The organism is Borreliella spielmanii (assembly GCF_014201705.1).
Lineage (GTDB): Bacteria > Spirochaetota > Spirochaetia > Borreliales > Borreliaceae > Borreliella > Borreliella spielmanii.
This window is the reverse complement of sequence record NZ_JACHFA010000002.1, coordinates 149,032-163,213: the sequence shown is the minus strand read 5'-3', so window position 1 is coordinate 163,213 and position 14,182 is coordinate 149,032. Positions and strand designations below refer to the sequence as shown.

13 protein-coding genes are annotated in these 14,182 nt (G+C 28.9%); 2 read left to right on the top strand and 11 right to left on the bottom strand.

What is annotated here, in order from left to right:
* The first annotated feature begins 142 nt into the window (after positions 1 to 142).
* Positions 143 to 1,525 (top strand): tetratricopeptide repeat protein, encoded by a 1,383-nt coding sequence (locus HNR35_RS02950; protein ID WP_006433454.1) that lies wholly within the window; start codon positions 143 to 145, stop codon positions 1,523 to 1,525.
* 6 nt (positions 1,526 to 1,531) lie between these two features.
* Here HNR35_RS02950 and HNR35_RS02945 read toward each other — a convergent pair whose 3' ends face one another.
* Entirely contained in the window at positions 1,532 to 2,785 is a 1,254-nt protein-coding gene (locus tag HNR35_RS02945; RefSeq protein WP_183223829.1) for a M23 family metallopeptidase, read from the bottom strand.
* Between the two features lie 61 nt (positions 2,786 to 2,846).
* On the opposite strand from HNR35_RS02945, the gene lepB reads away from it, so the two are divergent.
* Entirely contained in the window at positions 2,847 to 3,353 is a 507-nt protein-coding gene (gene lepB, locus HNR35_RS02940; RefSeq protein ID WP_006433482.1) for a signal peptidase I, read from the top strand.
* 24 nt (positions 3,354 to 3,377) lie between these two features.
* On the opposite strand, the gene HNR35_RS02935 is transcribed toward lepB, so the two are convergent.
* The 10 genes from HNR35_RS02935 to fliR are packed head-to-tail and all read right to left on the bottom strand — an operon-like array spanning position 3,378 to position 14,168.
* Positions 3,378 to 4,847, bottom strand: coding sequence for an Hsp70 family protein (locus tag HNR35_RS02935; RefSeq protein WP_006433583.1), 1,470 nt, complete (start codon positions 4,845 to 4,847; stop codon positions 3,378 to 3,380).
* Positions 4,825 to 5,346 carry a hypothetical protein gene (locus tag HNR35_RS02930; protein ID WP_006433540.1) on the bottom strand — a complete coding sequence of 174 codons (522 nt, stop codon included), beginning with the start codon at positions 5,344 to 5,346 and terminating at the stop codon, positions 4,825 to 4,827. Before HNR35_RS02930 ends, HNR35_RS02935 begins: the two co-directional genes overlap by 23 nt.
* A gap of 19 nt (positions 5,347 to 5,365) precedes the next feature.
* The gene (locus HNR35_RS02925; RefSeq protein WP_183223827.1) at positions 5,366 to 5,668 is read right to left on the bottom strand and encodes a hypothetical protein; all 303 of its coding nucleotides are present in this window, start codon (positions 5,666 to 5,668) and stop codon (positions 5,366 to 5,368) included.
* Between the two features lie 22 nt (positions 5,669 to 5,690).
* Positions 5,691 to 7,598: a FapA family protein gene (locus tag HNR35_RS02920; protein WP_183223825.1), complete on the bottom strand. Its 1,908-nt coding sequence runs from the start codon at positions 7,596 to 7,598 to the stop codon at positions 5,691 to 5,693.
* Positions 7,599 to 7,600: 2 nt separating this feature from the next.
* Positions 7,601 to 8,080 (bottom strand): hypothetical protein, encoded by a 480-nt coding sequence (locus HNR35_RS02915; RefSeq protein ID WP_183223823.1) that lies wholly within the window; start codon positions 8,078 to 8,080, stop codon positions 7,601 to 7,603.
* Positions 8,081 to 8,089: 9 nt separating this feature from the next.
* Positions 8,090 to 8,977: a MinD/ParA family protein gene (locus tag HNR35_RS02910; protein WP_006433614.1), complete on the bottom strand. Its 888-nt coding sequence runs from the start codon at positions 8,975 to 8,977 to the stop codon at positions 8,090 to 8,092.
* Between the two features lie 11 nt (positions 8,978 to 8,988).
* On the bottom strand, positions 8,989 to 10,155 hold the full coding sequence (gene flhF, locus HNR35_RS02905; protein WP_006433476.1) for a flagellar biosynthesis GTPase FlhF: 1,167 nt from the start codon (positions 10,153 to 10,155) through the stop codon (positions 8,989 to 8,991).
* Between the two features lie 4 nt (positions 10,156 to 10,159).
* Entirely contained in the window at positions 10,160 to 12,250 is a 2,091-nt protein-coding gene (flhA, locus tag HNR35_RS02900) for a flagellar biosynthesis protein FlhA (RefSeq protein ID WP_183223821.1), read from the bottom strand.
* 11 nt (positions 12,251 to 12,261) lie between these two features.
* Positions 12,262 to 13,380 carry a flagellar biosynthesis protein FlhB gene (flhB, locus tag HNR35_RS02895; RefSeq protein WP_183223819.1) on the bottom strand — a complete coding sequence of 373 codons (1,119 nt, stop codon included), beginning with the start codon at positions 13,378 to 13,380 and terminating at the stop codon, positions 12,262 to 12,264.
* Complete coding sequence (gene fliR / locus HNR35_RS02890; protein WP_183223817.1) at positions 13,380 to 14,168, bottom strand: flagellar biosynthetic protein FliR; 789 nt, start codon at positions 14,166 to 14,168, stop codon at positions 13,380 to 13,382. The genes flhB and fliR overlap by 1 nt, the downstream gene beginning before the upstream one ends.
* Positions 14,169 to 14,182: the final 14 nt, after the last annotated feature.

Sequence of the window (14,182 nt, the reverse complement as noted above, 5' to 3'; positions counted from 1 at the left end):
TATATACTAATTATAGTTATTATTATTATTATAACTATAATATAATATAAATAATGTGATGTTCAACTTACAAATTACTTTTATTTAAAGTAAACATGATGATGCAAATTAATGGTATATTTTGAATTTAGGAGCAATACGAGTGTTATCGCTATTTATAGTAATCTCTTCATTGATAGTATTTATCTTAGTATTTTTGTTTTTTAAAATAGCATTAAAACTTACAATAGGCAAAACTAAAGGGAAAATCAAAAAAGATACCGAGAGAACACGAAAATTAATCGAAAGAGCAACTTCTCTATTAAAAACAAATCCAAACGAAATAGGTGCCCTTGAAATTTTAAATAATTACTACTATAAAAATGAAGACTATGAAAATGGCATAAAATATGCAAAAAAATTATGTCAATTAATAGAAGACAACCCAATAAGCCAAGAAATAAACACATTTAAAGCTTTTTTAAGCTATGGATTTTATAATCTTAAAAGAAATTTTAACAGAGAAGCCTTAGAATTTTTAAAAAAAGCTTACTTGATAAAAAAAGCAGATGAAGATGTAAATTATTATCTTGGTATAGCATTCTTAAAAAACGAAATGTATAAAGAAGCTTTATACTATCTTACAAAAGTCTATAAGTTTAATAAAAATAATAAGGACATCCTAAAGCACATAGGAATAACTTTATTTAATCTAGAAAGCTACAGAAAAGCTGCTGGAATATTTAATAATATAAAAAAACACATACAAGGCGATATTGATGCGCTTTTAGCATATGCTAAGTCTTTGTCAAAAATGAATCAAGATCACCTAGCACTAGAGATTGCTAATAAAATAAAACAAAAAGACGGGATGATTTATGAGGCTTTATTAATTACATCTGAGATTTATTCAAAAAATAAAGAATTAGAAAAATTAGAACAAAACATTAAAGAAATAATAAAAATAAAACCTGACTTGCCTAAAAAAATTTTCCTTGAATTATTTTATAATCTTGGGGAACTACAAATCTCTGTTGAAAATTATCAAAAAGCTGCAGAAGCTTTTACTAAAGTTGAAGATATTGATCCAAATTACAAAAAAATTAAAGAAAAATTAGAATTTAGCAAAAGACTAAACGAAAACATAGCACTAAGAATATATTTGCGCAGTTCAAAAGAAAATTTTGTAAAAATAGCAAATGAAATTATTTTAAAACTATATTTAAATAAATTTCAAATAAGAGATTCTAAAATAAATGAAATAACAACACAATTTATTGATATGAACTTTCACTTAGCTAACAATCAATGGGAAGAAAACTTAATAGTACGCTTTGTAAGAACTGAACAAGATACTTTTGGTGAATTATTTTTAAAAGATTTCATTTCAAAAATAAAAGAAAATAAAATAAAAGGACTCTGTATTGCTCCATCAAAATTCTCTTTAAAGGCTAAACAAATGATTGAAGGAAGGCTTATTGATCTAGTAGAAGGTAAAAAACTAACTCAAATACTTAAAAAAATTAACATATCCAAATACACATGAAAAACACTACCTTAAATATTTCATAGGATTTTCAGTTTTGCCATTCTTAAAAATAGTAAAATGCAAATGATTGCCTGTACTATAACCAGTACTTCCCATATAGCCTATTACTGCTCCCCTTGAAACTTTTTTTCCAACTTTAACAGCAAAAGAATTTAAATGAGCATATAAAGTTTGAAATCCGTTACTATGAGAAATAACAATATATTTTCCATACCCTCCTGCATTAAATCCCACAGTTACAACAATACCCTCTCTTGCAGCTCTAATGGGGGTATTGGCTAAATTTGCAATGTCTATTCCATTGTGAAAACTAATAACTCTTGTAAACGGATCTGGTCGATAACCATATCCTGAAGTAATAACGCCTTGTACAGGATAAATAAAAGTTTCTCCTAATACCTCTTTTAAAAAATCTTTAGGCAATCTTCCTCCAGGAATAAATAATTTTTGCCCTAAAAATAAAACTTCATTATCAAGATTATTAGAATCTAAAATATCCACCTTGGGAATATTATAAGCACTAGCTATAGATGAAATAGAATCGTTTTTTTTAACAACATAAAGAATTCCTTTCATATTAGGAACTTTAATAACTGAATTTGGCTTAATATTTCTTACATCTTTAATTTCATTAAAGGAAATTAAAGTTTCACTAGTTATCTGATATCTAGCTGCAACATGAGAAAGCGTTTCTCCAGGCTTAATCTTATGATCAAATACCTTTAATACAAAATTTTTTTTAAATTCAGGAACATTTGTAGAAACATTAGATTCAAGCAAATAACTACTAATTTGGGCTATATCTTGGTCGCTGTAATATAAAAATGTATCAATAAAATAATCTTTGGGCAAAGTAAGTCTATTTAAAAAAATATACGAACCGTAGTAAGAAAAAATATTAATGTAAAATATTAATATAAAAATAAAGATTATTGCATTAAGCTTAAAAACAAACTTATAATCGAATTTTACGCTAAAAATGTCAAAAACTTTCTCTCTTAAGCTCTTATAATAATATTTATATTCATAATGATTAATATTTTGTATTTTAAGATTGTGGAAAAATAAAGAAACTTTTTTTAAAAAAAACTCAATTTTTTTAAAAAAGTTTCTGGGCTTGAAAACTTTTTTTCTTCTTTTGTCAATATTCCTAATATTGGCAAAATCTTTTAATTCAAAATTAACATTCTTTTTGTTATCAAATAAAATTTTTTTTTTACGTTTTTCTACCCTTTGTTTTTTTTTTGGTATAATCATAACATGCTATTTCATTATACAATAGAAAATTGTATTTCAATGAAAGCTTTGTTCGAAAGTTATGAGAATATTTAAAACTCACAAATATGAACTAGCGTCAATTTTAGTCGCTTCCTTATTTTTAATAACCTTAATAAGGTTATTCTTATCATTTTACATAGTAGAAGGCGAATCAATGACCCCAATAATATTTGATAAAAATTGGATTGTAAATCACAAATTTGCATATGGACTTAGGCTTAAAAAGCTCCAAAAATATCTTTTATTATGGAAAAAACCCAAAAAAAATGAAATGGTACTTATTAAAGACCCTATAACAAACAAAATTGCCATTAAAAAAATATTTGCAATTCCAGGAGAGAAATTTAAACAAATAGAAAAAAATAAAATATGTATACATGACTTAAACTTTAAAATAGATGAAAATTTTTTGAAAAAAATTACTAAAAAAATTCCTAATAATTACTATTTAGTCGTAGGAGAAAATAAACAAACCTCATTAGACTCAAGAGATTACGGATTCATAAAAATTGACAACATATTAGGAAAAATAATTTATTACTTTTAAAAAAGTCTTATTCCTTTTAAATCTTTAATCAATAATACTTATAAAAGTGCCTGAAAGACTTTCTTTTGCCACATTGTCAGATGAACTTGTAATTTTTATTTCAATAAAATTAGAAGAATTCGTCTCTAAATCTTTAGCATTAACGCTTAAAATACCACTTTCATTTAAAGTAAAAAGCACCTCTATTTTAGGGATTCCTTTTAAAGCTTTTTGAATATTGCCAAAGGAAAATCTACCTATAGAATAATTCAAAGAAGCTTTTTTATATTCACCTTGGAGTATATGGATCTCAATTTCATCTTGATAATCGTTGGTAGTCGTAAATAGTTTACTCCTGGAAATCGGCAAAGCAGTGTTTCTCTCTATTAAAGTAAAAAATTTATTATCTCTTATTTCAAGTCCAAGAGAATAAGGAGTCACATCTTTAAACTTAATAACAGAATCATTTTTAGAAAGACCAAAAGCATGAATACCTGCACCAATAGCTACAACTTCATCTTGGTTTAAAGCATCTAAAATCGAAACAGCAGGAAAAGCTTCCTTTAAAACTTTTTCAATTAAAGGAATCCTTGTTGAACCACCAGAAAGTATGATTTTAGAAACACTATTAATATCAATTCCAGAATCAGCAATACATTCCATAGACAATTGAATAGTTTTATCAACATATTCACTTATCATTAAATTAAATTCATTCCTTTTAAGTCTATAATTTAAATGATTGCCATTAAGGAAAAGCAAAGTGATGTCGACCTCTTCCATGACAGATAAATTTTTTTTACCCTCTTCAATTCGTTCTCTTAACTGCTCAAGAAGAAAAACATCGTCTAAATCAAAATCGGGATATTCATTTTTAAAACTATCTAAAACATGCTTTTCGATAATTTTATTAAAATCATTGCCTCCAAGTCGGCTTTGTCCTTTAACCGAAAGAACAGTATAAGTATCGCCTTGCTTTTCCATAAGAGTTACATCAAAAGTCCCACCTCCAAGATCATAAATAAGAAAAATTCCATCAACCTGTCTTTCAAAGGCATAAGCAATAGCAGCTGCGGTTGGTTCATTAAGTATAGCCTTACAATTCAAACCAGCAAAATTTGCAGCCTCAACAACACCTCTTCTTTGAATCTCGGAAAAATATGCAGGAACTGTTATTACAACATTTTCAATCTTTTCATCTAAAAACTTTTCAGCGTTCTTTTTAACACTAGAAAGCAAATGTGCTGAAATATATTCTGCTCTATAAAATTCACCATCTACTTTATAAAAAGTATTAGAACCCATATTGGTCTTAAAATCATAGAATGTTTTATGGGGATTGACTAAAATTTGATTTTTAGCAGCACTTCCCACAAGGACACCTTTATCTGAGAAAGAAACAATAGAAGGTGTTATTCGCTCACCCCTTTCATTTAATATTATCTTAGAACTAACATCAAAATACGATGCCACAGTATTTGTGGTTCCAAGATCAATACCTATCCATTTTTTCATGAATACCTCCCCTATGTATTGAAATAATTAACTCAACCTCGCCTAAATCTAACTTAAACTTTTTAGCAATGGCTTCAAAAGACATACCTTGTTCATGAAGTAAAATAACCTGATTGCGAATATTATAACTTTCTTTTATTATATTTTTTTCGATAGTAGGCATAGAATAATCCAAATTACTCTTATAAATTCCATCATTCTTAGATCCAAAATTAGAAGAACTATCCCCAGGGATAGAACTACCATTAAACCCTAACAATCTCTGATCAAGAATTTCAATTCTCTCATCAACCTCTTTAATAATTCTATTTAAACTTTCGATTTTTATTTCAATAATATTTATATTTCTATCCGTAGCTTGATTAATTTCAATAATCGTTTTATCTACCTCGCTTTTGAACTTTCTAAGTATGCTATTAGATTTTATTTTCAAATTAACATACACATGAAAATATATAAAAATAAATATAATTAAAATAAGATAAAAAACAATAAACATATAAAAGACCTAAAACATTTTATCTCTTAATATTAACATTTTTACCAATTTTAGGATCTTCAAATTTACCAGAATATAAACTAAGCATCACTTTTTCTTCATTCTTGTTTTTTTTAACTGGAAACGAAAGCAAAAGATTATCTTCAACTTTGCCAACTGCACATATATTGCCAACCTCAGAATCAGTATGAGAATCTCTTAAAAATTTCAATCTAGTATTTTGATTCATTTTTAATCTTTTATGCTTTTCATCTTCACTTAAAAACTGCCTAGCCTTAAAAGACCCAACAACAGACATTTTAAAAACTTCAAATGTATCCATATCTTAATCCTTATATTAAAAATCATTGACCAGATTTAAAAGGAATATAGGTCATAACTTTAATATAATTATCATCCTCTACAAAAGTAACATTGCTGTAATCTTTTGAAAGCTCATAAAAAGCATTCTTAATATAAAGCTTAACACCTGAACAAGCTATATTTTCAACAGAAACTTTACCTTCTATCTTAGTATTTTCAAGCTCATTTTGCAAATCAATTCGCTTAGACTCTATCATTTTTATTTCCATTCTAAGAATTTTGCTCTCATTAACAAATTCATTATAACTATCGATCTTTAAGGACTTTTCTGCCTTATCTGTAACAAGTACAATATTCTTCTTTAAAGCAACAATATCTTTAGTTAAAACTTCTAATCGCTTTTCAATCTTTTCAAGATGATTAGTAAATCTAGTCAGTAAATCTTTAATTTCAGGATCATAGCCAACATCAATGCAAGTTTCACAACTTCTATCAGAACCTATAGAATAAGCCCTGACTTCTTCTTTAGCGTAAACATTAGAACCAACTATTTTTGATTTTTTACCAATGCAAAGAACTCTCTTTTTAGAAGAAACTGAAGAATTCACAATGCCTCTTAAAACTTCAACTTCCCCACCACAATTTAAAGTAACATTTTCTAAAAACTTAGCTCTAATATTACCCCGTGCATAAATCTTAGAATCACCCTTACCATTCACACCACTATGAAAAATAATAGACCCATCCGTTTTTAAATTACACCGACCTACCAATCCTTTCACTTCTATACCACTTTTGGCCATAATATTGTATCCATCTAAAACATTGCCTTGAACAAGAACCATTCCGTTATTTACTATATCTCCAGTAGCAGGTCCAACATCACCCCTGACTAAATAGATATTATGAACAGATATTACACCATCTGAAACAGACATATACCCATTACATTTTGCACGAATTTTATAACCATCTCTAAAAGTATTTTCCCCTAAAACAAAATTAATATCTTGCCCACTCTCTGATTTTAACACTTTACCAAAAACAGTATAGCCATCTACACCTTTACCAAAAGGAATAATCCTGGCCAACTCCTCGCCTTCAACAACATTTCTAAATCCTATGCTTGAAACCTCATACTCACCAAGTCTATTATTTTCATCAACAATAAAATCGATATAAGAATCTTTACCCTTTACTGGCTCTAAGCCCCTTGCAAGTTCAACAGGTTCTCCATAAACAGGATAATCCACAAATTTTGCTACTTTATCTTTAAGTATTGCAATATCTATTACCCCATATTTTCTAAGAATATTAAAAATATCTTGTGAAAAAATTTCAGCCCCATTAATTCCAGGCGCAGTAAATTCAATAGTAACTGACATTGAATTTTCTGATATTTGAACCATCATTGTAACATTTTCAGAAGGGTCAGACTCAAAATCAGCAATTTTTTCATAATATCCACTAGCATTTTCAACTATACCTTTCACAATGTCTTTATTAAACTTTTCAATATTGTTATGTAATTCCAATTTAGAAAGAACATCTTGATACTTAATAGAAATTCCTTGTCCCTTTGATGAGATAACCTTTAAAAATACACCTTTGGAAGATTTCCTGATAAAAAATTCGCCGTCCGATGAAACCGTTTTTTTTTCTCCTGAATCATTTTTTGCATCAAGAGACACTTTTGGCTTACTAGAAGCACTTCTGTAGGCAACTATTTTCCATTTTTTCCTTCCATATCCTAATATACCATTACTACCTTTTAATAAAATCTCATAGTCTAATTCTTTATAAGGCACTGAAAGCTCTAAAGAAGCATCATTTAAAGCTTCTTCAAGGGTATCTGCTTCTATTTCCATTAAATTAACATAACTTTCTCTTTCTAAGTAAGATCGCATCTTATCACAAAGTTCAGAAAAATTTATAGCCCTATCATCCATATTTATTCCTTCTTGCTCATTAAAGTTTTAATAGCATCTGCAACAACTTTTGGATCATTATCTTCAATAAATGACATTTTTTTATTTTTGTCACTTTCCTCTCTCATGTCTTCAGTCTCAAATTTATACTTTTTAACCTCTTCTAAAAGATCAGCACTATTACTGATATTTTGAGAATTCTCATAAAGAGAATTTTTATTTTGAAAATCAAGATTATCGTTAAAATCTTTATAAACCTTCTTATCATCTTGGGATTTATTTTCCATAACACTAGACAATTCTGTCGAAAAAAGATTTGATAAATATTTCTTATAAAGAAATTCAATTAAAAGCCCAATAACAAAAAAAAATACAAACTGGAAACAAGATCTCACTAAGATTGTAAAAAATGGTAAGCCGCAAAATAATCCTAAAACTGCTGAGATAAACAATGCTGACACACTAGCTAATAAAATATACTTTAATTCCCTACTTATAAACATAATGCCCCACTATTCTACACCAAAAAATCTTAATATAAAACCTATAACACCTCTTCTTTTTCTGCTATCTAGAGAAACTTCTTCAAGAGTGGCAACAATAGAATCAAGACAATAACTAGCTTTGCTATTTGGATTTACCAAAACAAAAGGCTTTTGCTTAAAAACAGAGCTTCTAATATTTTGATCCTCATAAATGTATCCCAAATAATCAATATTTAAATTTAAAAATTGTCCTGAAATATCTATAACCTTTTTAGCAACTCCCTTAGCCTCACTAACATTAGCTACTCTATTAACAATAAGTCTTAAATTTTTCAAATTCTCCATCTTATAAGACAAAACCTTTATTATTCCATAAGCATCAGTAATCGAAGTGGGCTCTGGAGTAGTAACAATAACAACATCGTCACTAGAAAGTAAAAACGAAATAACTTGTCTTGAAATCCCGGCACTAGTATCTATTACAACTATATCATATTCATATATTTTTAATAATTCTTTTATAAATTTATTAATATCAACATCAGAGAGATCTAAAAGCTCCATTGTACCAGAAGCACCAGCTAAAAGATCAATATTGTACTCTGTCTTTGTTATTACCTCTCTAATATCACGACTTTGAGCAATCATATGATATATACTATACCTAGGAATAACTCCAAGCAAAATATTAACATTGGCCATTCCAATGTCAGCATCAAGTATTAATACCTTTTTACCAAGTTCAGAATATTTAAGAGCAAGTCCAATCGCAATATTGCTTTTGCCAACACCACCTTTGCCACTACTAACAGCAATAAATCTTGTTTTACTATTTTGAACTTTCTCATCAATTGAAAAATTAAATTTACCATTTAATCTCATCATATCTCTTAAACTTTGAGCTTGATCTTCCATTATAACTTTCCTTAATAATAAGATTTACTTTTTATCTTCTTAATAAACTCTGCATCATCGCTTATTCTGTAGCCATTTATTCTTCTAATAAAAGTAAGTGGTTCTGCAACGCTGATATTATGAGGAACAATTTGCCCATCTGTAACATAAGAAACTACTTTCTTCATTTCATAAATTAAACTTATCAAATTTCCAACACAAGTGGTTTCATCTACTTTGGTAAAAATCACAGTTTTATAATTAAAAGGAGAGAATTGATGAAATATTTCTTTAACATCTGATGTTTTTGTAGTAGAACTCACAGCCAAATGAAATTCGGCATCTCTTCCGCAAGCATTAAGAAGTTCCTTCATCTCAGCAAGCTTCATAAAATCTTTAGGACTTTTGCCAATTGTATCAACAAGTATAAGATCGAAATCCTTTGAATCGGTAATTTCATCTTTTAAATCTTTAAAAGACTCAATTGCTCTAACCGGAATACCCATAATATCGCCATAAGTTTGAATTTGTTTTTTAGCTCCAATACGATAATTATCAATAGTAATAATCTTAATATTCAAACTCTTAGATTCTCCATTAATACCATAAATTGCTGCAAGTTTTGCAATTGTGGTAGTCTTTCCAACACCTGTTGGACCAACTAGAATAAAAACCCTTTTCTTAAGATCATCAATAATAGATCCTGAACATTTAATTGTCTTTGCAATATACAAAACGACATCCTCTCTAACTCTCTCATAATCATCAAGATCTGACAAACTGAATTCTCTCTTAATAAACTCATTAATGTCTTTAATATAATTTTCAGAAAAATCATTTTCTCTTAAAATATCTTCAATTTTTGTAATTGTTGGATGATTAATATTTTCTTTTTTGTGAGCAAGTTCTGTTTTAAGAGACTTAACTTCTTTGAGTACATCTTCGATTGAAGAATTTTCTTCTCTTTTGATGCTTTGAAGGATCTTGCGCTTTTCATCCTCAATATTAATCTGTTGATTCCCAATGTCATACCTAACATAACCTGAAACTTCAACCCAATCTTTGCTAAACAAGCCTAAAATCCCTCCATGAGGAATGGTCTTATAGGTCATAACCCTAGCATTCTTACCGTATTTTTTCTTAATTATTTCTATAACTTCATTATAAGTTGGACCTTTTTCTGTAAAATATTGAACCATAATACTATTCTTCAACCTCTACTGTTTTAAGAACATTAACTTTAATATTTTGAGGAACCTCTAAAACAGAAATAACAACAAGCTCTGGAATCTCTCTGCTTGTTATCACCTTTATTATAGGCCTTGACGATTCGCTTGATAGAATAACTGGATAAAATCCTTCTGCTTGAACCTCGTTTACAATTTTGAAAAGTTCATAAATAAATTTGGTTTTCAAATTAGGATCAATTGAACTTATAAGATCATGATTGGATTCTACACGAGAATCAATTATTATTTGCTCTAAGCTAGGACTTAAAGTTATTACATTAAGTTCAGAATTTAAGTCCAAATAACCACTAGTTATTTGCCTTCCAACTGATTGTCTACATTTTTCAATCAAGAAAAATGTATCCTTAGTAATACTTGTAAAATCTGCAATCGTTTCAAAAATTGTAACCAAATTGCGAATTGAAACCTGCTCTTTTAAAAGGCCTTGTAAAACCCTTTGGATCTCACCAACTGAAAAATTCTTAAGAACCTCTTCAACAATAGCCCCATAATCTTTCTTAAAAACATCAAGGGTATTTTGAACATCTTGACGAGTCAAAATTTCATAAGAATGTCTTTTAATAAGCTCTGTCATATGAGTAGCAATAATCGAAGGGGGATCTACAACGGTGTATCCTAATTTTTCAGCAGTTTCTCGCCCATCATCATTTACCCAAAGAGAAGGAAGTCCAAATGAAGGATCTTTAACAAGCTCTCCATCTATTCCAGAGTCAATTCCAACATTTACCACTAAAAATTTACCAAGTTTAATCTCACCTCGTCCAACCTCAACTCCTCTTAGTTTAAAAGAATAAGCATTGGGCTGAAGCCGCATATTATCAACTATTCTAATCTTAGGCACAACTATTCCAAACTCAAATGCAATCTCACGCCTTATCTTAACAATACGATCGAGTAGTTCAGACGTTTTTGTATCATCAACTATTGGAACAAGATTATATCCAATCTCAAGAGCTAGTGGATCAAGAGGAACAACAGGCGCAACATCTTTGTCTGAATAAATTGCCGCTTGCTCTTCTTCTAGCCTTATTTTTTCAGCAATTTCTTCTTTACGCCTTATTCCTGAAAGAGAATAAGCTAAAAATGCAATTAGCAAGCTTAAAAAAATAAGAATTAAGGTTGGAAATCCAGGAAGAAAAGCTAAAAAAAATAAAAACCCAGCAACAATCCAATAAATTCCTAAATGATTTGTGAATTGCTCAAAAATTTCACCACCAAAACTATTTTTTGAAATCGACCTAGTAACAATCAAACCTGTAGCTGTTGAAATTAAAAGAGCCGGCAATTGAGACACAAGCCCATCGCCAACCGTCAATGACACATAATTATTAAGAGCTTCATTAAAATTAAGCCCTTGTAAAGTTATTCCTACTAACAAACCACCAAGAATATTTATAAGAGTTATTAAAAATCCAACCTTAACGTTTCCCGATACAAATTTAGAAGCTCCATCCATTGCGCCATAAAAATTGACTTCAGATTGTAAATCGTTTTTTTGCCTTGTAGCCTCTTCTTCTGTCAAATTTCCAGAGCTGTATGCAGAATCAATGGCCATTTGCTTACCAGGAAGCGCATCAAGAGCAAACCGGGCTGCAACTTCAGCCACCCTTGTTGCTCCTTTGGTAATTACAATAAATTGAACAGCAATAATTATTATAAATATTATAAATCCAATAACAAGTCCTTGAATTCCAGAACTACCTACAACAAATGTACCAAATGTTCTTATCATTTGCCCATCAAAATTTATACCTTTAGTTAAAATTAATCTAGTAGAAGAAATATTAAGAACAAGTCCAAAAATAGTCATTACAAGCAATAAGGTGGGAAAAACAGAGAAATCTAGAGATCTCTTAGAATAAAGAACAATTAAAATAATTAAAAGACTTATTACTAAATTAATCGTAATCAAAACATCTAAAATAACAGCAGGGAGAGGTAAAATAAATCCAGCAACAACAAATATCAAACCGACCGAAATTATTAAATCAGACTTATTATTAAGTCCTAAATATCCTAATATAGAATTTTTTGTAGCATCCAAAAATAGAACCTCTAATTAAACTTTTTAGTAATAGAATATACTCTCACAAGAATTTTTGAAACAACCTCCCAATATTCTCTTGGGATTTCTTCGTTAACCTTAACATTAGTATAAAGCGCCCTTGCAAGAAGCTTATTTTCCATTAAAGGAATATTATTTTCTCTTGCTATTTTTTTAATTGTAAGAGCTATTTCATCTTGACCTTTTGCAAGCACCCTTGGAGCTAGCATTGTTTCACTATCCCACTTAATAGCAACTGCAAAATGCTCTGGATTTGTAATTACTACATCAGCTTGGGGAACAGCTACTCTTAAATTAGTACTTAAAACAACCCTCATTCTCTCTTTTATTCTAGATCGAAGCAAAGGATCACCCTCCATTTCCTTTCTCTCCTGCTTCACCTCTTCTTTTGTCATTTTCAAACTCTCAATGTACTGAGATCTTTGAAATAAATAATCAAACACCCCAACAATTGCCAAAAACATTACCGAGAAAAAACATATCTTATAGGCAAGCACTAACACAATAGAAATCCCAGACTGGAGTGTATACTCCGAAAGCTTAGAAATTTTGCCTATATTGCTTTCTATAATAAAATAATATATCAAGCATATTATAACAACTTTTAACAAACTTTTAAACAAATTGAAAAAAGCCCCTGCTGAAAAAAAAGAATTTTTTGCCCATCTGGAAAAATTAAAACTAATTTTATCCCACCTTGGCTCTAAAGATTTAAAAGTAATAAAAAACCCCACTTGGATAATATTAACAAAAAAATTAACAGCTAAGGATGCAAAAAAAAACAAAACAACATACCCCACGATAGATCTAATATATGCAAAACCCATAGCATAAACACTCATCTTCATAACTTCAGGAAGCTTACTAGCCTGCTCTTTAAAAACAGCTACTAAATCTAAGGCAAAATAAGAAAGCATGAAAAAAAACAATGCAAATAATAACAAAAGACTAATAGCGATATTAATTTCATTAGACTTTAATACTCGGCCTTCTTCTCTTGCTTTTTGCTTTTTCTGATCAGTAGGTAACTCAGTTCTCCCTTCATCATCTGCAGAAAAAAAGTCCAACGGAATATACCAACTTTTAACTAAAAGCTCGTCTTTTATCATTATTTTAAAACTCTAGAAAATAATTTTATAAAACTAGCAAGAGAATCTAAAGAAAGTTCAATCACTCTTTTTGAAGATATTGCTAAGCTTGGAAATCCAATATACAAAATCAACAACCCTAAAAATAGCGAAGTTGAAAAACTAATTATTAATAAATTAATCTGAGGCGATGATTTTGAAAGTATTCCTAACACCAGATAAAAAAGTAAAAGTAAAGCCAATACCGGAAACGAAATTAATAAAGCTTTTTCAAAAAGAAATCCAAAAGACATAAGCAAAAGCTTAATAAATTCTGTATTTCTCATATTAACTAAATGCTCAACCCTAATGTTCAAAACAGAATCATGTATACCAATCACAAAAAATCGAAGTAAAAAATCGCTTGATAAAAACAAAAGCAAAAACAAATAAGCAAAAATTTGCGAAATAATCATGCTATCTTCTTCTGAAAAAACATCAAAAATATTAGCATAAGCAAGTCCAATTTGATTAGAGAAGAAAAATCCAACTAAATGAAAAACATTAAAAATTATGCTAACAAAAAATGCTTGGATAAGGCCCAAAATAGCTTCTCCTAATAAAATTAACACAAAAGAAAGCATATTATCTAAAGGATAAATAATCTTAATTTTTTCGACAATAATTACAGAAAGAATCAAAGAAAAGAAAAAATTAAAATATCCGATTTTTATTGTTGAAAAAAATGGAGAAAATTTTAAAAACATAAAAATTCTAACCAATACAGGTAAAATTGTAAAAGATTTTAAAACTAAAAAATTCAAATTCAAAATTTCATCCAAAT